The sequence below is a fragment of the Janthinobacterium sp. SUN100 genome (assembly GCF_030397705.1).
GTDB lineage: Bacteria > Pseudomonadota > Gammaproteobacteria > Burkholderiales > Burkholderiaceae_D > Janthinobacterium > Janthinobacterium kumbetense.
The window spans coordinates 133,697-159,372 of the sequence record NZ_JAPUBU010000008.1 but is presented as its reverse complement, the minus strand read 5'-3'; the positions used below and the strand labels follow the sequence as shown (position 1 = coordinate 159,372).

The following is a 25,676-nucleotide window of genomic DNA, read 5'->3' as shown; positions in this document are numbered from 1 at the left end:
TACTGGAGCGTGTGTGGATAACTGTATTTTTTGCAAGATTGCTGCAAAACAAATTCCCTCGACCATCGTGTATGAAGACGAGGACTTGCTGGCCTTCAAGGACATCAACCCGGCCGCCCCCGTGCATCTGCTGTTGATCCCGAAGCGCCACGTGGCCAGCCTGTCCGACTGCGATGACAGCCATACGGAGATGCTGGGCAAGCTGCTGCGCCTGGCGCCGAAGCTCGCTGCCGAGTTCGGCTGCGCCGTCACGTATGACGCCGATGGCGCGCCGGCCGGGGGCTTCAAGACCATGATCAACAGCGGCCCGAACGGCGGGCAAGAGGTGTATCACCTGCACATGCATGTGTACGGCGGTCCCCGCCCCTGGCGCGGTCAACACTGATTTCGCTGCGCGCCGGGTTCGCGTGTATACTACCGGCATTGGTCGACGCTATTCGGGCACCGTCCCGCAAGGAGAATGTGATGGGTTCATTGAGTATTTGGCACTGGGTGATCGTTCTGGTCATTGTGATGCTGGTCTTCGGCACCAAGAAACTGGGCAATATCGGCGGTGATATCGGCAAGGCCGTCAAAGGCTTCAAGGATGGCGTCAAGGGCGAAGATGACGCCCCGGCAGCCAACACCCCTCCTGCTGCGCCATCGCAAGTGGCCGACAAAAGCACCATCGACGTCGAAACGAAAGAGAAAAGCAAGTTCTGATAGCGTGGCGGGGCGCTTGCCTCGTCCGGTAACAGCCCTTGTCCGCTTATGATCGATCTCGGTCTCTCTAAAATCGCCATCATCGGCGTGGTTGCGTTGATAGTCATCGGCCCTGAAAAGTTGCCGAGAGTGGCGCGCATGGCCGGTACCCTGTATGGCCGCGCGCAACGCTATCTGAACCAGGTGAAATCTGAAGTCTCGCGCGAAATTGAAATGGAAGAGCTGAAAAACCTGCAGAAGGAAGTGCAGGATGCGGCCCATTCCGTCAAGCAAAGCGTGGAGAAATCCATGCATGGCGTGGAAAACTCGATCTCCGGCAACCTGGCCGAGGTGGAAAGCGCCTGGCGCGGCGATGCCAGTTCGTATGAGGGGCAGCACGATGCCCATGAAGCCATGCTGCGCGCGACCAACGATGACCTGGCCCGCAAGGCGCGCGAATTCCGCCGCAAGAAGCTGGTGCGCAATTCCGCCATCCCCGGCTGGTACAAGCAGCGCCATGGCGGCAAGCTGCACGTGCAGTCGGCGGCTGCCCGCGTGGCGCGCTTTCGTCCGCGCGCCAGTTCCTCCTCCTTTTACTCATGAGTAGCAAATCTCCGGTGGAAGAAACCTTTATCTCGCATCTGGTCGAGCTGCGCAACCGCCTGGTCAAGGCCTCGATCGGTATCGCCGTCGTCTGCGCCGTGCTGTTTTACTGGCCCGGGCCTTCGCATATCTACGATTTTATCGCTGCGCCGATGATCGCCTCGTTGCCTGCCGGCTCGAAAATGATCGCCACCGGCGTCATTTCACCGTTCCTGGTGCCGATGAAAGTGACCTTGGTGATCGCCTTCATCGTCGCCTTGCCCTGGGTGCTGTACCAGATGTGGGCGTTTATCGCCCCCGGCCTGTACACGCATGAAAAGCGCCTGATCGCGCCGCTGGTCATCTCGTCGTCCCTGCTGTTCATGGCCGGCGTGGCCTTCTGCTATTTCTTTGTGTTTGGCCGCGTGTTCCACTTCATCAGCGATTTCTCTCCCTCGTCGATCGCCGTCACGCCCGATATCGAAAACTACCTCGATTTCGTCATGTCGATGTGCCTGGCCTTTGGCGCCACCTTCGAAGTGCCCGTGGTGGTGGTGATCCTCGTGCGCATGGGCTTGGTTACTATCGCGAAACTCAAGGAAGTGCGTCCCTACATCATCGTCGGCGCCTTCGTGATTGCCGCCATCGTCACACCGCCGGACGTGGTCAGCCAGTTCTCGCTGGCCATCCCGATGTGCCTGCTGTTCGAGCTGGGCCTGCTGGTGGCGCCCATCTTCGTCAGGGCTACCCAGGCGCCGGAAGAAGCGTCCTAGACGCAAGCTGGCACGTGCAAGATACGCAGGCAAAAGCCGCTGACCTCCTTCCGGAGCAGCGGCTTTTTCATGGTTGCGCAAGTGAGTGTGTGCTTACTGCAGCATCAGCTTGCTGAGGATGCCCAAGTTGAGCAGGATCAGGGTGCTCATCATCCAGTACACGTGCTTCATGTCCGCGCCATGGCGCAAGTCCATGCGCTCCAGGCGGGCATCGAGTTTTTGCTCCAGTGCATCTATTCTGGTATCGAATTTCAGTTCCAGCGCATCCACTCTGGTATCGACCTTTTGCGCCACCAGCTTGATTTCCCCCAGCAGATTGCGCTCCAGCGCCGCCAGTTCGCCATGCACGACCACGGCCGAGCCCAGTACTTCACCCAGTGCCGTCGCATGCGCTTCCGCCTGCTGGGTGGGCACGCCGGCCGAGGCGAGGCGTTTGGCGTCATCGAGGGTGTCGAACTGGATGGGCATATGCATGGACGCTCCTGTATCCAGCCTAGCAGGAAAATCGGCAATTGCCAGTGAGGAGTGCGGTGGCGCCTGCCTTCCCATGAGCTTAATGGACCGGCGCGCCAGTGGTTTGCGGCGGCGCAAACGCATGCAAAAAGGGCGCCGCGGCGCCCTTTGCAAGCTGACGGCGAGCGCCAGTTAATTCATCAATTCCTTGATGACTTTCACGGGCGCGCTGCCGTAGCTGAGGAATTGCTCATGGAAATCCTTCAGCACGAATTTGCTGCCCAGCGCTTGCTTGCGCTGTTCGCGCAAGTCCATGATTTCGCTGTAGCCGCTGAAATAGCTGGTCAGTTGCACCGAGCTCAGCTGCACGCGGCGCCATTTTTCCTTGGCTTCACGCTGGGTCTGGAAGGCTTGGCGCGTCAGCAGGTCGAGCGCCTGCGCTTCCGTCATGCCCTGCACGTGCACGCTGTAGTCGAGAATGGTATTGGTGACGCTGCGCAAGTTCCACTTCGAATACATCAACCACATTTCCGGCGCGTTATTGCCATAGCCGGACTCGAGCATCATGCGTTCGCCATACACGGCCCAGCCTTCGATCATGGCGCCGTTGCCGAAGATGGACTTGACCAGCGATGGCGACTTGTTGGCGTACACGAGCTGCGTGTAGTGGCCGGGGATGGCTTCGTGGATATTCAGGATCTGCAAGATCCAGTGGTTGTATTCGCGCAAGCTGCTTTCCGCCTGTTCCGGCGTTTCGCCGTCGAGCGGCGTCACGTTGTAATAGGTGCGGTCTTGCGGGCGATACGGGCCGGGCGCTTCGATGCTGGCGCCAGCCACGCCGCGCTGGTAGGCGGGCGTTTCGCGCACGACCAGGGGCTTTTTCGGGTCCATCGTCAGCAGGTTGTGGCTGGTCACCCATTCCTGCAGCTCGGGAATCTGGCGGCGGATTTCCGGCACGAAATCGGCAGGCGCCACATGGTTGCTGGACAGCTTGTCGATCACCATGCCAATCTTTGCCGTGCGGTCCGCCGGCTTGGCCGTGGCGCCCATGGTTTTCACCCACAGTTCGTCGGACAGGCTATCCATGTGCTCGAGCAGCTTTTCGCGCGCGGCCAGGGCTTTCTGGTACATCTGTTCGGCGCTCACGCTGGCCTGGATATCGTAGGCGAATTTCTGCTCATACAACTCCTTGCCGATGCGGAAGGAGCGCGCGTTGCCGTTCTGCGCCAGCGCGGCATCCTGTTCCGTCAGCCACGCGGCGTAGCCTTGCACGGCCGTGCGGGCCGCGGCGATGCGGGCGGTGTACAGCTGTTTTTCCACCGGCGTCAGGATGGAGCCCTGTGCCGTCTTGTTCAGGTCGTCAAGCACGCTGAGCACGCCGGCGCTCTGGGCGATGGCCAGCTGCGTGTGTTCGCGCGTGGGGTGAGTGATACTGGCGCGCGCGGCCGCATAGTATTGCGGCACGGTGGCGATGCGCTTGAGCAAGGTGCGCAGGCGCTGCGGCTGGGCCGCGTATTCCGTGTTCAGGATGAAGTCGATGGAACCGGCCACGTTGTATTGGGCGGGATTCCATTCGAATTCGCGGAAGGTGGTCAGATACCAGCGGTCCGATTGCAGTTTATTCGTCAGCAGGGCCAGGTCGGTACGTTGCTTGTCCGACATTTTGCTCGCATTCAGCTTGCCGAATTTGCCGAGCCATTCTTCGATGAAGGCCAGTTGCTTCTGGCGGCTGGCCGCGTCGGGAATGCTCAGGTTGGCGGCGCCATCGTATTTGCCGACCGAAATCGCGCTTTCCGGGTCCAGGCGCCACAGGGCCGTGAGGAACTGGCCGCTGAGGTTATTCATGGAACGGTCGCTGCTGTTCTCGCTGGCGACGGCCGCTACCGTGGCTGCCGTGGCGGCGCTGACGACGGCCGCCTTCTTGCCGACGGTTTTTTTCTTGCTGCTGCTGGTGCTGGCCTTGCCTTGCTTCTGCGGCTTCTTGGCGGCGCTGGCCGGTGTCAGGGTAAAGGCCATCATCAATGCGGCGAGCGCAACTTTATTTTTTATCAGCATAGTTTATCTCTTGAATATTTTGCTGTTTGTCCTGATCAGAAAATAATAAACTGATAATATAAGTAACAAACAACTATTGAAAGGTTGGCCTTGCTTGCCTGGGCGGCCCAAAGATTAGCATTAATTGCCGCCGCTGCGCAGTTTTTTGCGCCGGGAGTGCGCGGCGCTAGACGACAATGGCGCTGCCGTGCAGCAATTCCTGGTGGCGCGCATTGATGGCTGCCACGGCATCCTTGCCGCGCGCCATGCCGGTGGCGTGGATTTCCGTTTCCTGCGTGTAGCGCTGGCTGACTCGTACCGTATAAGACTGGAACAGCCAGCTCCAGAAGTTCGTTTCATAGACGGCTTCATCCATGTCGCGCCATTTGACGCCCGTCAGTTTCTTTTTCCACGGCAAGATGCCGGACGCCAGCCAGACGCCCGCTTCGTCGTAGTACAGCTGATAGCTGCGGATGGTCAGCAGGCGGTAGCCGACGATCAGGGCCGAGCCGATCAGCACGACGAAGGCGGCGCGCGCGTTGTACTTGAAGGCCAGCGGCAGGGCGGCAAAGAACAGCAGCACGGCGATGAGGAAGGTGCTGACGTAGGCGGTCCAGGATTTGCCGCACAAAAAGGTGGCGCGCTGGCCGGCGCTGGTGGCGATATAGTCGGTCATGGCGTGGCATCAAAACAGGGAAAAACGATCATCGCATGGAACGCGGTGGCGCCGCTCATTTTTTCAATCTCATTGCTTCAACCCCTCCTGCAGCATGCCCAGCATGTCATTGGCCGACATGCGCGCGGCCGCGTCGCTGCCTTCCAGCAGGCTGTCGGCCAGGTCGCGCTTGTGCTGATGCAATTCGACGATGCCTTCCTCGATCGTATGTTTCGCCACCAGCCGGTAAATGGTGACGGGGCGCAATTGCCCCATGCGGTGGGCCCGGTCCGACGCCTGGTCTTCCACGGCCGGGTTCCACCACGGGTCCATGTGGATCACGTAGTCGGCCGCCGTCAGATTGATGCCCATGCCGCCCGCCTTCAGGCTGATGAGGAAAACGTCGCCCTCGCCCGCCTGGAAGGCGTCGACGCGGCGCTTGCGCTCCTGCATGGGCGTGCTGCCATCGAGATACTGGTAACTGACGCCATGCTGCTCCAGGTGCTGGCGGATCAGGGTCAAATGGTCGACGAACTGGCTGAAGACGAGCACCTTGTGGCGGTTTTCCAGCAAGCCCGACAACAACTGGGCGAACGCCGCCAGCTTGCTGCTGGCCAGGCCCAGCTCGGGCGCCACCAGTTGCGGGTTGCAGCAGGCGCGGCGCAGCTTCATGATCTCGGCCAGGATCTGGATGGCCTTCTTCGACGCTGGCCCTTCCACCATGGCCAGTTTTTCCAGCGCTGCGCGGCGCAAGGATTCGTACAGCGCCGTTTCTTGCGGCGACAATTCCACTTCCAGCACGATTTCCGTGCGCGACGGCAATTCCGACAGCACTTGCGTCTTCGTGCGGCGCAAGATGAATGGTGCGATCAGGCGGCGCAGCCGCAGGCGCGCGCCGGCCGCCGCGCGCTTGTCTTGATCTTTCTCAATGGGTCCGGCAAAGCGCAAATTAAACTGATCGAGGGTACCCAGCAAACCGGGGTTGATGAAGCGGAACAGGTTCCACAATTCACCCAGGTGGTTTTCCAGCGGCGTGCCGCTGGCCACCATGCGGAAGTCCCCCTGCAGGGCCATCACGGCTTGCGAGCGCTTGGTGGCGCCATTCTTGATGGCTTGCGCTTCGTCGAGCACGATCGTATGCCAGCGCACGCCGGCAAACATAGTGGCTTCCTGTTGCAGCAAGCCATAGCTGGCCACCACCACGTCGAACGGCTGCAATGTTTCCAGCATGTCGGCGCGGTCGCCGCTGCCAAACAATTTGATGTTCAAGGTGGGCGCGAAGCGCTGCGCTTCGCTGATCCAGTTCATGCACACGGACGTGGGGGCGACGACGAGAGTGGGGCCGTGCGGCGCGCGCGCCAGGATCAGCGCCAGCGCCTGCAAGGTTTTACCTAAACCCATGTCGTCGGCCAGGCAGGCGCCCACGCCCCAGTGCGCCAGGCGCGCCAGCCAGTTAAAACCGGCCAGCTGGTAGTCGCGCAAGTCCGCCTGCAAGGTGCTGGGCAGCTGCGGCTGATAGTCGTCGAGGGCGCGCAGGCGCAGCAAGTGTTCGCGCCACAGTTTGTCGGCCTTCACGCCGCCCGCGTCGTTGGCCAGCTCTTCCAGCGCGAAGGCGGCCAGCGGGTGGATGTGTACGCCATCGGCATGCGCCTCGCCATATGCGGCCAGCTCCGACAGCCGGCGGTGCAGCTCGTCGCTCAGAGCCAGGAACTGGTTGTCGCCCAGGGCCACGAAGCGGCTTTTGTTGTTCTGCATCAAGTCGAGCAGGGCGCGTAAATCCATCACCTTGTCTTCATCGATCTGCACTTCGCCGCTGGCGGCAAACCAGTCTTTCTCGCTCTTGATGTTGAGGCGCATCTGGCCGCTGTCGATGCGTTTCGACACGCGCATGGTTTCGCCTTCGGGCCATGCCAATACCATGCCGTCCGGGTCCAGCGCCTGCAGCTCCACCAGCAGTTGCAAGCCTAGGGCAGGCTGGCCCAGCAGCCACTCGCCATGCTCTTCTTCCGCCTCTTCCAGCACCAGGCAGCGACCAATGAGCTGGCGCTGCGCTTCGCGTTCCGCGTTCAAGTCGCGCCGCGCTTGCACGGCCCGGCCCGCCACATCGGCAAACACGCTCTCGGCGCCGCTGCCCGGTGCGTAATAGGCGCCGTTGTCGAGCAGGGGCCGCACCAGAATCTGCATTTTCAGACCCTGCTGGTAGGGCAGCAGGTGCACGTGCAGGCGGTGGTCGGCCGTGATCGCTTCCGCATCGCCCGCGCCGCCGCCGATGTCCGATTGCACGGTGACCATGGACGAGATGGCGCCGATCGCCTGCATCACCTGTTTTTCCGCATGCAGGGGCACGGACAGGCCCAGGCCCACGATGGCGCCGATGCGCCGGTGTTCGTCGAGGATGTGCACCACGCGCAAACGCGTCGGCGTCTCGCGCTGCACCACGACATTGCTGCCGTTGTCGGGCAATGGCGGCTGCATGCCCAGCCACAGTTGCCCCTCGTGCGACTTGATGAGGAGCTCGGGCGCGCCGGCGATCAGCTCCACGCGCGTGTCGGGGTGATCGAGCCAGAACACGAGCGGGTGGCCCACCAGCAAGACGGCTGCCTTGTCCAGCTCGACTTCATAGCGGGGCGCCGACGAATAATATTGTTTAAAAGGCGCGATGCTGCCCGCCGCGCGCGCATCCTGCGGCGTGAGGAAATCGATGTCGCCCGCCTCCTCGGCCAGGCGTTTCAAGCCCATGGCGCGACCCTTGCTCCAGCCGCCCCGCGCGTCGCGCTTCTGCTCGCGCACCTCCACGGCCGTCAGGCCGAAGCGCGGGTCGAACGCCACCAGCCACACGAGGCGCGACACGCCGCCCAGCGCCTCGGCGGGCGCGTTCTGCTGCAGGTTGATCAGCGCGCTCAGCTGGCGCTGCCACGCTTCCTGGCGCTCGAACCACGGCGCCATGTCCGTCAAGCCATGTTGCGCCCGCTTGGCCGTCGCATAGCGCTCCTGCTGCGGCTCGCCCATCAAGCCCAGCAAGCCGGCCGCCTGCGCGGCGATCAAATCGTAGCCGGCCGTATCGGCTTGCTGCACCAGCGATCGCAGCTGATCCTTGCGTTCGCTCAACTGCGGCAGCGCCAGCCAGTAGTACAACAAGGCTTGGAACAGCTGTGCCTGCAGTGCCGTTTCCCAGCTGCGCGTGGGGATGCTTTCCGCCAGCTGCACGCCGGCGCGCACCAGGCGCAGGGTATTGAGTTGCTGGTAGACGATGCTGTCGTGGTTCGGTTGCGCGTGCAGGGCGATATCGAGGTAAGTTTCCGCGCTTTTCAGCAGCTTGGCGTCGTTGCTGCGCAGCAAGGCCAGCACGTACAAGTGGCCGCCGATGCCCGTGAAGCACAGCTTGCGCTTGCCTGTTTCCTTGCGCAAGCCCTTCAAGGCCGTCTCGAAGCCCGCCACGGCGTGCGCATGTTCGCCGCGCAACAGGGCGATGCCGCTGTCGAGAAACAGCACCTGCGGGCCCTGCTGGCCTGCCAGGTAGCGCGCAGCCGCGTCGAGTTCGCCGCACAGCAGGGCGTCTTCGGCCAGGGCCAGCGGCAGGGCGGCGCCGATATGGTCGCCGGCCGCCGCCTGGCGCGCGTGGTGGGCGCGCGCGTACGCGCGGATGGCGTGCGCCGTGCCCGGCTCGCGCGGCGCATTGCCCAGCAGCACGGCGAGGATGTCATCCTGCAGTTGCGGCATGACGAAAGACAACATTTCCGGCTCGAACGGCCGACCGAAGATTTCGATCAGCGGATGCAGCTGCTGCGCTTCATAGCACGCCATGCAGGCGGCCAGGATGGCGGCCACGTGACGCACCTCGTCATTGCGCAGCAGGGCGATGCGCAGGCGCGCCACGCCTTGGCGGTAGCTGCGCAGCTCCACATAGCCATCCCAGTTGCGGCGCACGGGATTGATCAGCTCGATGGCCTGGCACAGGTCGCGAAACACCAGGTGCTCGATGGCCGCGCGCATGGCGGGCCAGCGCAGCCTCGCTTCGCAGGCAAAGCCCCGTCCCACGATTTCCGACGCCAGCGCCAGGCGCGTCAGCCGCAGCAGCATGTTCGTCACCACCAGCAGGGAAAACGGCGTGCCGTCCGGTTCGACGACATTGGCGCGCTGCAAGTGTTCGTACACGGCATGCTTGCCCACCGGTTCGCCCGTGATCGCCAGCAGGGCCAGGATCATCTGCTCATGCTGCTCCAGTGCGGCGAACTCGTCCAGCAGATGCTGGTCGACATTTTGCTCGGTCATGCGGGCAAATTGGCGATATGCACGGGAGGCTCGCCGGCCGCCACGGGCAGGCCGAACATGCGCTGGTAGAAATACAGTTCCGCGTCCAGGGTGCGCACGATGTTTTCCGCCTTGCGGAAGCCGTGGCCCTCGCCTTCGAGCGGCACATACGCGACGGGCACGCCGCGCGCCTGCAGGGCGTCGACCATCAACTGCGACTGCTGCGGCGGCACCACCTTGTCATCGAGGCCCTGGAAGAAGATCATCGGGCGCGACAATTTATCCGTGTGGTGGATGGGCGAGCGCTCGCGGTACAGCGCCTCGGCTTGCGGCTGCGAAGCGATCAGGTAGTCGGTGTAGCGCGATTCGAACTTGTGCGAATCGTTGTCCAGGCCCTTCAGGTCGGATACGCCATAGTAACTGGCGCCCGCCTTGAAGACGTCGTGGAACGTCAATGCGCACAGGGTCGTCAGGCCGCCCGCGCTGCCGCCGCGGATGATCAGGCGCTCCGGGTCGGCCAGGCCGTTGGCGGCCAGGTAGCGCGCGCCGGCGATGCAGTCTTCCACGTCGACGATGCCCCACTGCCCGCGCAGCGCGTCGCGGTATTCGCGGCCGAAGCCGCTGCTGCCGCCATAGTTGACGTCGAGCACGCCGATGCCGCGGCTGGTCCAGTACTGCGTCGCCAGTTTCAAGGTATTGCTGGCCATGCTGGTGGGGCCGCCGTGGCTGATGACGATGACTGGTGGCAATGTTCCTGCCGGCGCCTGCACGTCGCCATTCGTGGGCGCATAAAAGAAGGCGTGCGCCGTGCGGCCATTGTTGCTCGGATAGCTCAAGCTGCGCGGCACGGACAGGTAGCCGAGCGCAGGCAGGGCCGTGATCGACTGGGCCAGCACTTCCAGCTCGTGGTTAGCCAAATCGATGCGCGCCAGTTCCAGCGCAATGGTGGGGCTGCCGCCCAGCAGCGCGACGAAGCCGGGGCCCACGCGCAGCTCGCGGATTTCCTGGTACGGGTGCGGTATCGGCTCGAGCTTGGCCGCCGCCACGTTCAATTGCGCCAGGTAGCTGATGCCGGCCTGGATATACGTGCAGACGATCTCGTCGTCGGACAGGAAACCGTACATGCTGCCGCCGAAGGTCCAGTGCGGCGTGGCAAATTCCGCTTCCATCGGGCACAGCGCCTCGATGTCGGCGCCGTGCAGGCGGTACAGATTCCACCAGCCGCTGCTGTCGGAAACGAAGTGCAGCAAGCCGTTCGGCGACCATTCCGGCTGGCAGATCGATTCGCGCGCGCCGCCGGCGATCAGGCGGGGCGAGCCCAGGCTGCCGTCCGCGTGCACGTCGGCCAGCCACAGTTCCGTGCCTTGCCACGGCAGGCGCGGGTGGTCCCAGCTGATCCAGGCCAGCTGGCTGCCGTCCGGCGACAAACGCGGCGCCGCATAGAAATCGTGGCCGCGCGCCAGCACCGTTTCGCGCCCGTCGAAGCCGACGGCGGCCAGGCAGTTTTCCGGCAGGGCATGACCTTCCTGCGGATGCTGCTCGCGCACGGCGATCAGGCGGGAACGGGCCGCATCGACGACGAAATCCGCATGGCGCGTGTTGCCGCCCGTGGTGAACGCTGCGGGCGCGCCGTCGCCGCTCACGCGGTACAGGCAATTGTCGGCGAAATGCGAAAAGTAGACGGTATCGCCGGCCACGGCATACGCGCCGCCGCCATATTCATGCACGCGGGTGCGCACATTGAAGGGCGCCGGCGTCAATTCATCGACGCGCGCGCCGCGCTGGCGCAGCAGGGTGTTGCGGCCCGCCTCGCTGGCGCGCCCGGCCAGCCAGAACACGTCGCCGCCATCCGCACCGCCCAGGGCCAGCTGCGTCAGCGGCGAGGCGCCGGCGGCGACGATGGCCGCGCTGATCGGCGATGGCCAGATGCCATAAGGGGTGCTGGATGCGGTCGAGGTCATGCGGGCTCCGTATAGTGAGGGGATCAAGGGCCGCCAGGCAGGGTCAAGGCGCGCGGCGGCGTGCATCATCATAATGGAAGGGCTGGCACAACGAAAGTCATCGCTGTGCGTGGCAAATGCTGCAAAGCGGCACCGGAATCAATGAAATGGCGGCGATTGGATGCGATAATACCGCTTCTCCAAGCTATTGATTGCCTTCCATGCCACAATTTGCTCCGCTCCAGAACGATACTTTCCTGCGCGCCCTGCTGCGCCAGCCGACTGAGCACACCCCAGTCTGGCTGATGCGCCAGGCGGGCCGCTATTTGCCCGAATACCGCGCCACGCGCGAGCGGGCCGGTTCCTTCCTGGGCCTGGCAAAGAATCCCGATTACGCCACGGAAGTGACCTTGCAGCCCCTGGAGCGTTTCCCGCTCGACGCGGCCATCCTGTTTTCCGACATCCTGACGGTGCCTGACGCCATGGGACTGGGCCTGTATTTCGCCGATGGCGAAGGCCCGAAGTTCGAGCGCCCGCTGCGCACGGAACAGGATGTGAAGGCATTGCAAGTGCCGGACCTGGAATCGCTCGACTACGTCTTCAAGGCCGTCACGCAGATCCGCACGGAACTCAACGGCCGCGTGCCGCTGATCGGTTTTTCCGGCAGCCCGTGGACCCTGGCGTGCTACATGGTGGAAGGCGGCGGCTCGAAAGAGTTCCACACCATCAAGAAGATGCTGTACAACCGCCCGGACCTGATGCACCACATCCTGGCCATCAACGCCACTTCCGTGGCGCAGTACCTGAATGCGCAAATTGATGCCGGCGCGCAAGCCGTGATGATTTTCGATTCCTGGGGCGGTGCGCTGGCCGATGGCGCCTACCAGGAATTCTCGCTGGCCTACATGCAGCAAGTGGTGGCGCAATTGAAACGCGACAAGGATGGCGTGAAAATCCCTGCCATCGTGTTTACCAAGGGCGGCGGCCAGTGGATCGAGCAGATCGCCGACATCGGCGCCGATGCCGTGGGCCTGGACTGGACCGTCAACCTGACGCGCGCGCGCCAGCTGGTGGGCCATAAAGTGGGCTTGCAAGGCAATCTGGACCCGGCCATCCTGTTTGCCAGCCCCGAGCAGATCCGCGCCGAAGTGGCGAAAGTGCTCAACGCCTTCGGCGCGCCGTCGGAAGGCACGGGCCACGTGTTCAACCTGGGCCACGGCATTTCCCAGTTCACGCCGCCGGAATCGGTGGAGGCGATGGTGGAAGCCGTGCACAGCATGAGCCGCGCCATGCGCAGCGGCCAGTAAGTAGCCGTTTTCCCCTGGCGCAGGGGCAGAAAGGCAGGCTTTCCAGCGAAAGCCTGCCTTTTTCTTTGCTGCGCCTTCGCAAGAAATACCGACTTATGCACAATTTTTTTTGCTGCGGAAATAAGAGGCAGTCGAAAAGCCATGCCCGGAGACGCTCTGCAAGTGCTTGATTATTAAGACATAAAAAAAGCCTTGTTCGGCGGACTTTGTTGCTATTGATAAGGTTATTCTTTCGTTCGCCTGCCTTATTCCTTCATTGTCCACAAAGTTATCAACAGATTCTGTGGATAAAATTGAAAAGTATTTTGTTAACCGATACTTAGCGCCGATGTTCAGGTTTCACCTGAAGTGCATGTTGCACTGCATGATAATTGAACAATGTTTCGTCGCCCGGCAGGGAAAAACGAACGCTTGCCCGGCAATTGTCAACTTTGCAGCATGCGGCCGCCGGTTTTCCGGATCGGCCGCCGCAAAAGCGGGCTGATTTCTGTATAAATAAATTACAAATGGTTCAGTTATGCACAGCGGCGGAAATGCCCTGCGGTTTTCCAGCCTCCCGGGCGTCAATTTTTAAGTCGTTGATTTTAAATACTTAATTTTTCTTGCGTGCCGCTCTTGACGGCGATCGAAATTTTCTGTCCACATTTTTCTGAAAGTTAATTTTGCTTTGTCCACAAAGTTATCCACAGAATTTTCTTCAGGCACGATGCCACGGCATCCTGCCTGCCGTTAGGCGTTTGAGGGGCGAAACAAGTATCATGGCCCGCTGGCTTGATGCCGGACATCCCGCGCGCCATCGATTCTGCGGCGCGCTTTTTTATTGAGATAGGCCCTACCCCCATGTCGCAGTGCATTTTGACGTCGTGCATCCTGAACATCGCGCTCGACACGCCCTTGAACGCCCTGTTCGACTACCGCTGGAACGCGGCGGCGGATGCGGACGCTGCCGTGCCTCTGCCGCAAGTGGGGCAGCTGGCGCTGGTGCCGTTCGGCCGGCGCGAAGTGATGGGGCTGATCGTCGGCGTGTCCGACAGCACCGACGTGCCCGCCGCGAAACTGAAGGACGTGCTGGCCGTGCGCAGCCAGCTGGCGCCGTTGTCGGAGCAATGGCTGGCGCTGGCCGCCTTTGCGGCCGATTACTACCAGCGTCCGCTCGGTGAAGTGGCGCTGCCGGGTTTACCGAAGAATTTGCGCGTGCTCACCACCGTGGCGCTCGACCGCGCCATCAAGAAGCTGGGCAAGCTGGCCGACGCGCACGACGGCACGCCTCTGAACATGCCGGCCCTGAATGCTGCCCAGCAAGAAGCGGCCGACGCCATCGGCGGCGCGCAGGGTTTCAAGCCGACCCTGCTGTACGGCGTGACGGGCAGCGGCAAGACGGAAGTGTATCTGCAGGCGTGCGCCCAGGTGCTGGCGCGCGAGGACGATGCGCAAATCCTGATCCTGGTGCCGGAAATCAACCTGACGCCCCAGCTGGAAGGCAATATCCGCGCGCGCTTTCCCGGCGTCATGCTGGCCACCCTGCACAGCAGCCTGTCCGAAGGCGAGCGCATGCTGCACTGGCTGGCCGCGCACCAGGGCCAGGCGCGCATCGTGCTCGGCACGCGGTTGGCCATCCTGGCGTCGTTGCCGAAACTCAAACTGATCGTCATCGATGAAGAGCACGATCCTTCCTACAAGCAGCAGGAAGGCTTGCGCTATTCCGCGCGCGACCTGGCCGTGTGGCGCGCCTGGCAATTGCAGATTCCCATCGTGCTCGGTTCGGCCACACCGTCGCTGGAAAGCTGGCACCATGCACAGACGGGGCGCTACCGCAAGCTGGAGTTGCGCGAACGGGCCGTCAAGAATGCAGTGTTGCCGCGCGTCAAGATTCTCGACATGGAACGCGACCGGCCGAAAGATGGCCTGACTTCGCATTTGGTAGCTGCCTTGAAACTGCGCATGGAGCGCGGGGAACAGTCGCTGCTGTTCTTGAACCGGCGCGGCTATTCGCCAGTGATCTGCTGCGAATCGTGCGGCTGGATCAGCAACTGCACGCGCTGCACCTCGTTCATGGTGCTGCACAAGCCCGAACACCGGCTGCGCTGCCACCATTGCAGCCTGGAACTGCGCATTCCCCGCCATTGCCCCACCTGCGGCAACGTCGACCTGCAGCCGCTGGGACGGGGCACGCAGCGCGTGGAAGAGGGCTTGCAGCAATTGTTTCCAGAGGCGCGGATCTTGCGCATCGATGCCGATTCCACGCGCAAGAAAGGCAGCGCGCAGGAAGCGTTCGACACCGTGCACCGGGGCGAAGTGGATATCCTGATCGGTACGCAGATGGTGGCCAAGGGCCACGATTTCAAAAAGCTGACCCTGGTCGGCATTCTGAATCCGGACACGGCCCTGTTTTCCCAGGATTACCGGGCCAGCGAACGGCTGTTCGCCCAGCTGATGCAGGTGGCGGGCCGGGCCGGACGGGCCGCGCAGACGGAAGGGGGCAGCGTGTCCGAAGTGCTGATCCAGACGCGCTATGCGCGCCATCCGCTGTACGACGCCGTCGTCAACCACGATTACGACCACTTCGCCACCACCTTGCTGGAAGAGCGGGCGCAGGCGGCGCTGCCGCCGTATCTGTTCCAGGCCCTGCTGCGCGCGGAAGCACCCGAGCTGGCCACGGCCATCGAGTTCCTGCAGGCGGCCAAGGAATGCATGGAACACCCGCAGGTGACCATCAACGACCCGATTCCCATGAGCATGACGCGCGTCTACAACGTGGACCGCGCGCAGCTGCTGCTGGAATCCGCCTCGCGTCCCGCCCTGCAAGCGTTTTTAAAGGAATGGCTGATGGAGTTGCGCGCCATGAAGACGCGCGTGAAATGGTCGCTGGAAGTGGACCCGCTGGATATTTAAATTAATTCACTGAATTAGTTCAGATAGTCGCGCGCGGACTTGACGATCTGCTCGGACAGCAGCTTGGTAAACGGCGTGTCCAGGGTCCAGGCATGCCAGCTCAGCGGTACGTCCAGGGTACGGCCCGGCATCAGATCGACGAGACGGTCCGTCGCCAGCGCTTGCGCGGCCAGGCGCTGCGGCATCAAGCCATAGGCCAGGCCATCCTGGACGCAGCCGCGGCGCGCCGTTTCCACCGGCAAGGTGTGGTGCGGAAACGGTTCACGCATGTTCAATTGTTCCGCGAGGAAACGCGCCAGCAAGCCGTGCTGGCCCACGACGGCCGGCGCCAGTTGCACCGCTTCGGCAATAAAACCGTCGCCGAACCAGTGGCCCGCAAACACGGGCGTGGCCACGCAGACATAGCGCAAGGTGCCCAGCGGCGTGACGCTGGTGGCGGCCGCCGCATCGATCGCTGTGCCCGACTCGGCCGCCACGCAGCCGAACACGGAGCCGTCGCGCACCATCTGCAAGGCGCTGTCGCTGTCGGCCAGGCGCACGTCGAGCTGGCAGCGCGGCGGCGCCAGCAGGGCGGACAAGGTGTCGGGGAACCACGTGGCCAGGCTGTCGGCATCGATGGCGATGGCGATTTCCGGCATGCTGACGCTGTTGCCCAGGTCGATGTCGAGCGAGGCTTCCATCAGCTTGACGTTGCGGTGATGCACGATCAGGCGCTGGCCCAGGCCTGTCGGCACGGCTGGCTGGCCACGGATGATCAAGAGGCGCCCGCTGGCGTCTTCCAGCGCCTTGATGCGCTGCGAGACGGCCGACTGGGTGATGCCCAGCGCCAGGGCGGCCTTGTCGAAACTGCCATGGCTGGCGACGGCGTCCAGCACGGCGAGCGCGCGATAATCGAGTGATCCCATTAGCTCAGCTTATAAATTTTGAAAATGATTAGTTATACTAATGCATATATTGCTGCAAAGTAAAACCTTATTTTCAGCAAACGGGTAGTATCGAACGCTGTGAGCAACCTCAAACGGATGGACAGCGGCATGAAGACGATACGAGTGGATGTGGCCGTGATCGGCAGCGGCACGGCCGGCATGACGGCGCACAGGGCGGCGCGCATGCAGGGCAAGCGCGTGCTGATGATCGAAAGCGGGCCGTACGGCACGACGTGCGCCAGGGTGGGCTGCATGCCCAGCAAACTCTTGATCGCGGCGGCCGAGGCGGCCCATGCGGTGGCTGCCGCGCCGGCTTTCGGCGTGCATGCAGGCCCCGCGCGCATCGATGGCCGGCAAGTGATGGCCAGGGTGCGCAGCGAGCGCGACCGTTTTGTCGGCTTCGTGCTCGACGGCGTCAACGCCATTGCCGACGAAGAAAAACTGCGCGGCCATGCGCGTTTTATTTCCCCCGGCACATTGCAGGTGGATGAACACACCTTGGTGGAAGCGGCCAGCGTGGTGATCGCCACCGGTTCCACGGCCATCGTGCCGCCCGAGTGGCAGGCGGCGGGAGACAGAGTCATCACCAGCGACGCCGTGTTCGAGTGGACGGACTTGCCCGCTTCCGTGGCCGTGGTCGGCAGCGGCGTGATCGGCCTGGAACTGGGCCAGGCGCTGGCGCGTCTCGGCGTGCGCGTGACCCTGTTTGCGCGCGGCAATAAAGTCGCGCAGCTGACGGACCCGCTGGTGCTGCGCGAGGCGGACGCCGTGCTGGCGCGCGAACTCGATATCCGCTTCATGACCGGCGTCGCGCACGTGGCAAAAACGCCCGATGGCAAGGGCATCCTGCTCACCAGCCGCGATGCCGCGGGCGTGGAAAAAACCGAGCAGTTCGAGTATATGCTGGCCGCCATCGGCCGCCGCCCGAACGTGGACAAGATCGGCCTGGAAACGGCGCAAATCGAGCTCGACCGTCATGGTGTCCCCCTGCATGATGCGCACACCATGCAGTGCGGCAAGAGCGCCATCTTCATCGCCGGCGATGCCGACAATGCGCTGCCGCTGCTGCCCGAAGCGGCCGACGAGGGCCGCATCGCGGGCGACAACGCGGCGCGCTTTCCGGACGTCAAACCGGGCTTGCGCCGCACGCCGTTGACGATCGCCTTCACGGAACCGCAGATCGCCACCCTGGGCGCGACATACCAGCAATTGTGCGTGAGCCACGCGGGCCGTTTCGCCGTCGGCGCCGTGTCGTTCGGCAACCAAGGCCGCAGCCGCGTGATGCTGCAAAACCAGGGCTTGCTGCGCGTGTATGCGGAATTCGGCAGCAAGCGCTTTCTCGGCGCCGAGCTGATCGGCCCCCGGGCGGAACACCTGGGCCATTTGCTGGCTTGGGCGTGCCAGGCGCAGCTGACGGTGCCGGCCATGCTCGACATGCCGTTCTACCACCCCGTCATCGAGGAAGGCGTGCGCACGGCCTTGCGCGAACTGGCGCTGCACCTGGAAAAAGACCCGGAACACGCGCCCGGCTGCGCCGACTGCACCCCCGGCCCTTGAATGCAACTTTGCGATTTACATAATTTTGTAGACAAGCTCACATGATTGCGCGATCATCGCTGCCACATTGAAATATTGATTAAAAGCAAAAAACATTTCAATCGGTACATACCGCTGATGCCAGGATGGTAAAAACAGGCGGGTGCAGGCGATGATGGAGACGATGTGAAAATTCGGCGCATTTACGCGGGAGAACTCGCACTGGGCGTGGCCTTGCCCTGGGACGTGCACGGCGAAACGGGCGGCTTGCTGGCCAGGCTGGGCCATGTCATCAGCAGCGAGAACCAGATCGAATTGCTGCTGGCGCGCGGCGTCATCGCCGATGCCAGTGCCGACGTGCCGCGCACGGCCACGGAAGCGCCGTCGGCCTTGCGCATGCTGAACCTCGTCACGGCGGGCCTGGCCCTCGTCTTGCCGGCCATTGCCGCCGGGCAAGCGGGCAGCCACCTGCCGCTGGCCGCGCTGGCGCAGCTGGTGGAAGAGGCGGTCGTGCTGGACGCCGACGTGGCGCTGGCTTGCATCTTGCACAACCAGGGCGCGGGCGACTTTGCCGTGCGTCACAGCGTCGACACGGCCGTCATCACGGCCTTGCTGGCGCGCGCCCTGAAACTCGATGAGGGCGTGATCCGCAGCGTGGTGCTGGCCGCGCTGAGCATGAATGTGGGCATGCTGGAACGCCATGCGGATTTTCAGCACAAGGCGGGGCCGCTGGATGCGCAGGAACGCGCCTATTTGCGCGCCCATCCGCAAGCCGGTGTCGACTTGCTGCGCGCGACGGGCGTGACGGACGCCGTCTGGCTGCAAGCCGTGTTGCAGCACCATGAAAATATCGATGGCAGCGGCTATCCGCTGGGCACGCAAGGCGAGGCGATCGGCATCGGCGCCCGCCTGATCATGCTGGCCGACCGCTATTGCGCGCGCGTATCGAAGCGCAGCTACCGCCAGCCCTTGCTGCCGAACGTGGCCCTGCGCGAAATGTTGATGGCCGACAAGGCCACCCTGGATGCGCCGCTGGCGTCCTTGCTGGTGCGCGAGCTGGGCATCTACCCCATCGGCACCTTCGTGAAACTGTTGAATGGAGAAATCGGCGTCGTCACGCGCAAGGGCTTGAATGCCAGCACGCCCCACGTGCAATCGCTGATCGGCCCCCGCGGCGCGCGCCTGGACGTGCCGCTGCGGCGCGATACGCGCGTGGACTTGCACGCCATCCGCGAAGTGCTCAGCGCGGAGCAGGCGGGGCTGCAGTTCCGGCCCGACCAGCTATGGGGCCGCAGCGCCAGAACGTAGAGCGCCTGGAAAGACGCCCATGGCGTTGTTGCATTGCCTAGTCGTACTTTCGTACTGTCTTCGGCAATGCGCCTAGCCCTGAGCGTTTTCCAGACACTCTCTACACGAATAGCTTAATTCAGCAAACCCGCATCGAGCCGCCCTTCGAGCGCCAGTTCGCGCATGATGCGCACGGTGTCGATGTCGGACTCCTTGTAGGCGGAACGGCGGAAGTCGTCGTACAGGGCGTTGGCCGCATCGGTGGCCGCGTCGTGGCCGTCGTCGTACTGGAAGCGCACCCACAGGCTCGCTTCGTCGGGCATCTCGATGGTCATCACCAGCGAGGAGGCACTGATATCCTTTTGCGCCGGCACTTCGTAGCGCACCTGCAGTTGCGGCACCAGCACCACCTTGTCGTTGATGACCAGTTCGCCATAGCGCAGGCTGCGCGCGAAACCGGCGTCGCTGCGCTCGCTGATCTGGCATTCGTCCAGGTGGGGCACGAACAGCTTCGGCGATTCGGCGCGCAAGACGAGGCCGCGCCAGACCTGTTCCAGGGTCAAGGTGTCGATCAGCGGGTTCAATGGATCGTTGATTTCAATCAGGTGTTCAAATTTCATGGGACTGCCATTCGGTAAGTGGGCGCGCAGGGGCGATATAGGCGGAATGGTACTCCAGGCGTGGCATCGCCGCACGCATTGCAGCGGCCCAGATGGCGGCATATGGCGATATATCAATGCCATTGCCTGTTTTTCGGGCATGCGCCAGCGTGCAAAAGGCGGGCGCGACGCTGTTACAATGGGCTGCTGTTCCCTGCGGAAATACCCTGATGTCCAAAGCACCACAGTTCGGTCTGAATGCGCCCCAAAGCGAAGCGGTTACCTACCTCGACGGCCCCTGCCTGGTGCTGGCGGGCGCCGGCTCGGGCAAGACGCGCGTGATCACGCAAAAGATCGCCCATCTGATCGAAGACCGGGGCTATGACCCGCGCACCATCGCCGCCTTGACCTTCACCAACAAGGCGGCACTGGAAATGCAGGAACGCATCGCCAAGCTGTTGAAACAGCCGCGCCAGGCCAAGCAGTTGACGGTGTCGACTTTCCACTCGCTGGGCGTGAAAATCCTGCGCCAGGAAGCCAATGGCGTGGGGCTGAAGGACCGCTTTTCCATCATGGACAGCGACGACTGTTTTTCCCTCGTGCAAGACCTCGCCATTACCACCGATAAACAGGTGATCCGTGGCATCCAGAACGCCATGTCCTTGTGGAAAAATGGCCTGATCGATCCGGACATGGCCCTGGCGCAAGCCAAGGATGAGGACGAGGCGAATGCGGCGCGCATCTACCGCAGCTACGTGGCAACGCTCTCTGCCTACCAGGCCGTCGATTTCGACGATTTGATCCGCCTGCCGGTGGAGCTGTTCCGCAACAACGGCCCCGTGCGCGACAAGTGGCAGCGCCGCCTGCGCTATCTGCTCGTCGACGAATACCAAGATACGAACACTTGCCAGTACGAACTGGTGAAACTGATGGTGACGGGTATCGGCAAGAAGCCGATGTTTACGGCCGTGGGCGACGATGACCAGGCGATCTATGCGTGGCGCGGCGCCACCGTGGAAAACCTGAAGACCCTGGAGACGGATTTCCCCGATTTGCGCGTGATCAAGCTGGAGCAAAATTATCGCTCCACCATGCGCGTGCTCAATGCGGCCAATGCCGTCATCGGCAACAATCCCAAACTGTTTGAAAAGTCGCTGTGGTCGGAACACGGCCTGGGCGAGCCGATCAAGGTGCTGGGCATGCAGACGGACGAGCAGGAGGCGGAGCAGGTCGCCATCATGATCTCGGCCGACCATTTCGAGCGCAAGAACAAATTTTCGGATTACGCCATTTTGTACCGCGGCAACCACCAGGCGCGCATCATCGAGCAGTGTCTGCGCAAGGAGCGCATCCCGTACACGATCTCGGGCGGCCAGAGTTTCTTCGACAAGGCCGAGATCAAGGACATCATCAGCTACCTGCGCCTGCTGGCCAACGAAGACGACGATCCGGCGTTTATTCGCGCCGTGACGACGCCGCGCCGGGGCGTGGGCCAGTCGACGCTGGAGGTGCTGGGCGCGTTTTCGGGCCAGTGGCAGTGTTCGCTGTTCCAGGCCGTTTTCAAGGGCGGCATCGAGGCCAAGCTGACGGATCGCCAGCTGGGGCCGTTGCGCGACTTCTGCAACTTCATCAACGACCTCGAATCGCGCGCCAGCCGTCCGGGCGCGGCCGGCAGCGGCGATAACGCGGCCGAGGTGCTGGACGACATGATGAAGGAAATCCACTACGAATCGTATCTGTACGATGCCTTCGAGGAACGGCAAGCGCAAAGCAAGTGGCAGAACGTGCTGGAATTCGTCAACTGGCTCAAGGAGCGGGGCCGGGGCGGCAAGGACCGCGACGGCGAAGAAAAGAACGTGCTGGAATTGACGCAGATGGTGGCCCTGATGACCATGCTGGAAGGCAAGGACGAGGAGCAGGACGCCGTGCGCATGTCCACCCTGCACGCGTCGAAAGGCCTGGAATTTCCGCACGTATTTCTGGTCGGCGTGGAAGAGGGGATTTTGCCGCACAAGGGCGACGCGGATGCGCCGGCCGAAACCATCGCCGCGCGCATCCAGGAAGAGCGCCGCTTGATGTACGTGGGCATCACGAGGGCCCAGCGCACCTTGCACGTCACCTGGTGCAAGAAGCGCAAGCGGGCCGGCGAGCAAGTCCATTGCGACCCGTCGCGTTTCATCAAGGAAATGCAACTCGACGTGGGCGACGCCGTGCCCACGGAAGCGGAAGTGATTTCGCCGAAAGAACGGCTGGCGCGCATGAAGGCGCTGTTGGCCGCGCCGAAAGTGTAAGCGGCGTTCAGGCTTCCGCGGCGCCGTCCGGCGTGGTTTTCGGCACGATGGCCAGCTGCATGCCCAGCGCATCGAGCATCTTTAAAATGGTTTCGAAGCGCGGCTTGCTGCCTTCGCGCAAGGCCTTATACGCGCCTTCACGCGTGATGTCGGCACGGGCCGCCACCTTGCCCATGCCGTAGGCGCGCACCACGTCGTTCATGGCCGACTGGAACAGTTCGGCATTGCCGGTGGCGACGATTTCGCTCATGTAAGCGGCCACGGCGGCCTTGCTGGTCAGGTGTTGCGTCGGGTCGAATTTGCTCAGTCCCAATGCTTCCAGGTCGTCGAGGTCGAAGGTGTCGTGGTCGATGTCGTGGTTCATTTCTTTCGTACTCCTGTCGAGGGGCTTGCTGCTGCTTTCTTGAGGGCCGCCTGCCGGGCTTTCAGCTCCCGCAGGATGGCTTGCGCCTGCCTGATGTCGCGCTGCTGGCTGGATTTATTGCCGCCCAACAGCAGCAAGATCAGGGTGCCCCGGTTCGTTTCATGAAAATACACGCGCCAGCCCGGTCCCGTCTGTAAAAAACGCAGTTCGCACACGCCTTCACCCACTGGCCGCCAGTCGCCCTTTTTACCGTGCTGCAAGTGCTTGATGCGCGCATCGATGGCAGCGGCCGCCACGTCGTGCAGGGAATCTTCCCAGCGCCGGTATTCGGCCGTCTTGCGCGTGTCGATCAGCAGTGGCTCGGTTGGTGTTGGTGTTGGTTCAACCATTGTAATCGTTTGTTCTCATTCGTCAAGCGGCTTGATCAAGCTATAAGGAGAGAATAGGCAAGAATCGGCGCCGCACCGGGAAGAATGCCGTTTGTTTGTCCTGGCGCACGCCGCTGCGGCGGTAGAATGCCGCTTTCAGTCAGAAATGAGCAGAAGCACCATGGACAATGCAGAACAGATGGAAGTACGTTTCGTCGATATCGAAATCAAGCTGGCGCAGCAGGAAGACCTGGTCGAGTCGCTGAACCAGATGGTGTACCAGCAGGGCAAGCGCATCGACCAGCTGGAAGCGATGCTGCACAAGCTGGGCGAGCACGTGCGCGACGGGGCGCAGCAGGCAAATGGCGGGCTGGTCAACGAACGCCCGCCGCATTACTAAATCGGCATCGTGATGCGGGGTGCATGAAAACCGTTCATCACCGGCGGGCGCACTACCATCGGTTTTGCTGGTGACGCAAGTGTTTCAGGCTGTTATTATTTCAGGCTGGCCCGCGACACAATCGCGGCTCTCTTGCGTTCCTTGAAAGTAGACATGACCCGTCCAACAATGCTCGTCATCGCCGCCAGCCTGATGCTGGCGCCAGCCGCTTTTGCCGCTACCGCCACCACCGCGCCAACCACCGCCGCTACCGCGGCCGCGGCGCTGCCCGTTTCGAACCCGTTTGCGCAAGCCAGCAGCCTGCCATTCAACTACCCGCCATTCGATAAGGTGCAGGACGCCGACTACGCGCCGGCCTTTACGGCAGGCATGGCCGCCAACCTGGCGGAAATCAATGCCATCGCGAATAACCCGAAAGCAGCCACCTTCGACAACACCATTGTGGCCATGGAACGCTCGGGCCAGCTGCTGAGCCGCGTGCGCACCGTGTTTTCCGTGATGTCCGGTTCGAACACGAATGACACGATCCAGGGCCTGGAACGCGAACTGGCGCCGAAAATGGCGGCCCACAGCGACGCGATCATGCTCAACGACAAATTGTTCAAGCGCATCGACACCCTGTACGCCAAGCGCGGCAAGCTGGGCCTGGATGCGGAATCGAAACGCTTGCTGGAACGCTATCACACGGACTTCGTGCGCGCCGGCGCCAAGCTGTCGGCGGCGGACAAGGAAAAGCTGCGCGCCTACAACGGCCAGCTGGCTGCCCTGTCGACCAAGTTCGCACAGAACGTGCTGAAGGAATTGAACGCGTCGGCCGTCGTCGTCGATACGCGCGAAGAGCTCGACGGCCTGTCGCCGGCCGCCATCGAAGTGGCCGCCGGCCTGGCCAAGAAGCGCGGCCTGGACGGTAAATACGTGATCGCCCTCGTCAACACGACGGGCCAGGCGCCGCTGTCGCTGCTGACCAATCGCGCCGTGCGCGAACGCATCATGGCCGCTTCGCAAGCGCGCGGCAGCCGTGGCGGCGAGTTCGACAACACCCAGGAAGTGCTGGAACTGGCGAAACTGCGCGCCGAACGTGCCGCGCTGATGGGCTACCCGAACTACGCGGCCTACTCGCTGGAAGACCAGACGGCGCACGACACGACCGCCGTGAACGCCTTGCTGGGCGAGTTGGCGAAGCCGGCCGTCGTCAATGCGCGCCGTGAAGCGGACGATATCCAGAAGGTCATCGATGCAGGCAAAGGCGGCTTCAAGGTAGGTGCCGCCGACTGGGCCTTCTACAGCGACAAGGTCCGTGCCGAACGCTATAACTTTGATGAAAATCAACTCAAACCGTACTTTGAAATGCACAGCGTGCTGACCAAGGGCGTGTTCTTTGCCGCAGGTAAATTGTACGGCTTGACCTTCAAGCAGCGCACCGACTTGCCCGTCTACAACACCGACATGCTGGTGTACGACGTCTTCAATGAAGACGGCACGCAGCTGGCCATCTTTACCCTGGACCCTTACGCGCGGAGCAACAAGCGCGGCGGTGCCTGGGCGAATGCCTACGTGGGCCAATCGATCTTGCTGAACCGCAAGCCGGTCATCGCGAATAACCTCAACATTCCGAAGCCGGAAGCGGGCCAGCCGACCCTGATGACGTTTGACGAAGTCAACACCATGTTCCACGAATTCGGCCATGCGCTGCACGGCATGTTCTCGAACGTGAAATACCCGCGCTTCGCCGGCACCAGCGTGCCGCGCGACTTCGTCGAATACCCGTCGCAAGTCAATGAAATGTGGGCGCTGTGGCCGGAAGTGCTGCAAAACTACGCCAAGCACTATCAGACGGGCGCGGCCATCCCGGCCGAGCTGCTGGCGAAAGTGACGGCGGCCGACAATTTCAACCAGGGCTATAAAACCACGGAATACCTGGCGTCGGCCTTGCTGGACCAGCGCTGGCACCAGCTGACCCCGGCACAGATCCCCACCGACGTGCTGGCGTTTGAAAAAACCGCCTTGAGCGAAGCGGGCGTCGATTTCGCCCCGGCGCCGCCGCGCTACCGCACCACCTACTTCTCGCACGCGTTCGCGGGCGGCTATTCGGCCGGCTACTACGCGTATCTGTGGTCGGAAAAGCTCGACGCCGACACGGTCGAGTGGTTCAAGGAAAACGGCGGCCTGACGCGCAAGAACGGCGACTGGTTCCGCAGCAAATTGCTGTCGCGCGGCGGCAGCGCCGATGCGCTCGATATCTACCGCAACTTCCGCGGCCGCGATGCGAAGATCGAGCCGCTGCTGGAACGCCGTGGCTTGAACGGCAAGTAATCCCCCGTCACCGGCCTGGCCGGT

At 62.7% G+C, this 25,676-nt stretch carries 20 protein-coding genes; 11 read left to right on the top strand and 9 right to left on the bottom strand.

Going from position 1 to position 25,676, the window contains the following annotated elements; genetic code table 11:
• Positions 1-13 precede the first annotated feature (13 nt).
• The 4 genes from O0881_RS28745 to tatC all read left to right on the top strand — a co-directional run bounded on the left by O0881_RS28745 (position 14) and on the right by tatC (position 2,036).
• Entirely contained in the window at positions 14-385 is a 372-nt protein-coding gene (locus tag O0881_RS28745; protein ID WP_099666083.1) for a histidine triad nucleotide-binding protein, read from the top strand.
• An 80-nt stretch (positions 386-465) separates the two neighbouring features.
• Positions 466-702 carry a Sec-independent protein translocase subunit TatA gene (gene tatA / locus O0881_RS28740; protein ID WP_034780931.1) on the top strand — a complete coding sequence of 79 codons (237 nt, stop codon included), beginning with the start codon at positions 466-468 and terminating at the stop codon, positions 700-702.
• A gap of 48 nt (positions 703-750) precedes the next feature.
• Entirely contained in the window at positions 751-1,284 is a 534-nt protein-coding gene (gene tatB, locus O0881_RS28735; protein WP_289914055.1) for a Sec-independent protein translocase protein TatB, read from the top strand.
• The gene (tatC, locus tag O0881_RS28730; RefSeq protein ID WP_077398220.1) at positions 1,281-2,036 is read left to right on the top strand and encodes a twin-arginine translocase subunit TatC; all 756 of its coding nucleotides are present in this window, start codon (positions 1,281-1,283) and stop codon (positions 2,034-2,036) included. The genes tatB and tatC overlap by 4 nt, the downstream gene beginning before the upstream one ends.
• Positions 2,037-2,129: 93 nt before the next feature.
• On the opposite strand, the gene O0881_RS28725 is transcribed toward tatC, so the two are convergent.
• The 5 genes from O0881_RS28725 to O0881_RS28705 form a co-directional block, all read right to left on the bottom strand.
• On the bottom strand, positions 2,130-2,510 hold the full coding sequence (locus O0881_RS28725) for a hypothetical protein (protein WP_289914054.1): 381 nt from the start codon (positions 2,508-2,510) through the stop codon (positions 2,130-2,132).
• Positions 2,511-2,681: 171 nt separating this feature from the next.
• Positions 2,682-4,541, bottom strand: coding sequence for a DUF885 domain-containing protein (locus O0881_RS28720; RefSeq protein WP_289914083.1), 1,860 nt, complete (start codon positions 4,539-4,541; stop codon positions 2,682-2,684).
• Between the two features lie 169 nt (positions 4,542-4,710).
• A complete protein-coding gene (locus O0881_RS28715; protein WP_251351544.1) occupies positions 4,711-5,199 on the bottom strand; it encodes a hypothetical protein in 489 nt (162 codons plus the stop codon).
• Between the two features lie 69 nt (positions 5,200-5,268).
• On the bottom strand, positions 5,269-9,450 hold the full coding sequence (locus O0881_RS28710) for a DEAD/DEAH box helicase (RefSeq protein ID WP_289914053.1): 4,182 nt from the start codon (positions 9,448-9,450) through the stop codon (positions 5,269-5,271).
• A complete protein-coding gene (locus O0881_RS28705; protein WP_289914052.1) occupies positions 9,447-11,390 on the bottom strand; it encodes a S9 family peptidase in 1,944 nt (647 codons plus the stop codon). The genes O0881_RS28710 and O0881_RS28705 overlap by 4 nt, the downstream gene beginning before the upstream one ends.
• A 200-nt stretch (positions 11,391-11,590) precedes the next feature.
• Here O0881_RS28705 and hemE point away from each other — a divergent pair, with 200 nt between their 5' ends.
• Both hemE and O0881_RS28695 read left to right on the top strand, forming a co-directional pair.
• The gene (gene hemE, locus O0881_RS28700) at positions 11,591-12,676 is read left to right on the top strand and encodes a uroporphyrinogen decarboxylase (RefSeq protein WP_251351547.1); all 1,086 of its coding nucleotides are present in this window, start codon (positions 11,591-11,593) and stop codon (positions 12,674-12,676) included.
• An 840-nt stretch (positions 12,677-13,516) separates the two neighbouring features.
• The gene (locus O0881_RS28695) at positions 13,517-15,568 is read left to right on the top strand and encodes a primosomal protein N' (protein WP_289914051.1); all 2,052 of its coding nucleotides are present in this window, start codon (positions 13,517-13,519) and stop codon (positions 15,566-15,568) included.
• Positions 15,569-15,582: 14 nt separating this feature from the next.
• On the opposite strand, the gene O0881_RS28690 is transcribed toward O0881_RS28695, so the two are convergent.
• Entirely contained in the window at positions 15,583-16,473 is an 891-nt protein-coding gene (locus O0881_RS28690) for an ArgP/LysG family DNA-binding transcriptional regulator (RefSeq protein WP_289914050.1), read from the bottom strand.
• Positions 16,474-16,602: 129 nt separating this feature from the next.
• On the opposite strand from O0881_RS28690, the gene O0881_RS28685 reads away from it, so the two are divergent.
• Both O0881_RS28685 and O0881_RS28680 read left to right on the top strand, forming a co-directional pair.
• A complete protein-coding gene (locus tag O0881_RS28685; RefSeq protein ID WP_289914049.1) occupies positions 16,603-18,051 on the top strand; it encodes a dihydrolipoyl dehydrogenase in 1,449 nt (482 codons plus the stop codon).
• Positions 18,052-18,216: 165 nt separating this feature from the next.
• Positions 18,217-19,338: an HD domain-containing phosphohydrolase gene (locus tag O0881_RS28680; protein WP_289914048.1), complete on the top strand. Its 1,122-nt coding sequence runs from the start codon at positions 18,217-18,219 to the stop codon at positions 19,336-19,338.
• A 113-nt stretch (positions 19,339-19,451) separates the two neighbouring features.
• On the opposite strand, the gene O0881_RS28675 is transcribed toward O0881_RS28680, so the two are convergent.
• On the bottom strand, positions 19,452-19,937 hold the full coding sequence (locus O0881_RS28675) for an SRPBCC family protein (RefSeq protein ID WP_099666092.1): 486 nt from the start codon (positions 19,935-19,937) through the stop codon (positions 19,452-19,454).
• 209 nt (positions 19,938-20,146) lie between these two features.
• Between O0881_RS28675 and O0881_RS28670 the strand changes: the two genes are divergently transcribed.
• Complete coding sequence (locus tag O0881_RS28670; RefSeq protein ID WP_077398209.1) at positions 20,147-22,207, top strand: UvrD-helicase domain-containing protein; 2,061 nt, start codon at positions 20,147-20,149, stop codon at positions 22,205-22,207.
• Between the two features lie 7 nt (positions 22,208-22,214).
• On the opposite strand, the gene O0881_RS28665 is transcribed toward O0881_RS28670, so the two are convergent.
• Positions 22,215-22,571, bottom strand: a complete 357-nt coding sequence (locus tag O0881_RS28665; protein WP_251351552.1) for an addiction module antidote protein — start codon at positions 22,569-22,571, stop codon at positions 22,215-22,217.
• Positions 22,568-22,960, bottom strand: a complete 393-nt coding sequence (locus O0881_RS28660) for a type II toxin-antitoxin system RelE/ParE family toxin (RefSeq protein WP_251351553.1) — start codon at positions 22,958-22,960, stop codon at positions 22,568-22,570. The genes O0881_RS28665 and O0881_RS28660 overlap by 4 nt, the downstream gene beginning before the upstream one ends.
• Before the next feature lie 160 nt (positions 22,961-23,120).
• Here O0881_RS28660 and O0881_RS28655 point away from each other — a divergent pair, with 160 nt between their 5' ends.
• On the top strand, positions 23,121-23,339 hold the full coding sequence (locus tag O0881_RS28655) for a SlyX family protein (protein WP_034753936.1): 219 nt from the start codon (positions 23,121-23,123) through the stop codon (positions 23,337-23,339).
• Positions 23,340-23,492: 153 nt separating this feature from the next.
• Positions 23,493-25,652 carry a M3 family metallopeptidase gene (locus O0881_RS28650; RefSeq protein WP_289914047.1) on the top strand — a complete coding sequence of 720 codons (2,160 nt, stop codon included), beginning with the start codon at positions 23,493-23,495 and terminating at the stop codon, positions 25,650-25,652.
• Positions 25,653-25,676 lie beyond the last annotated feature (24 nt).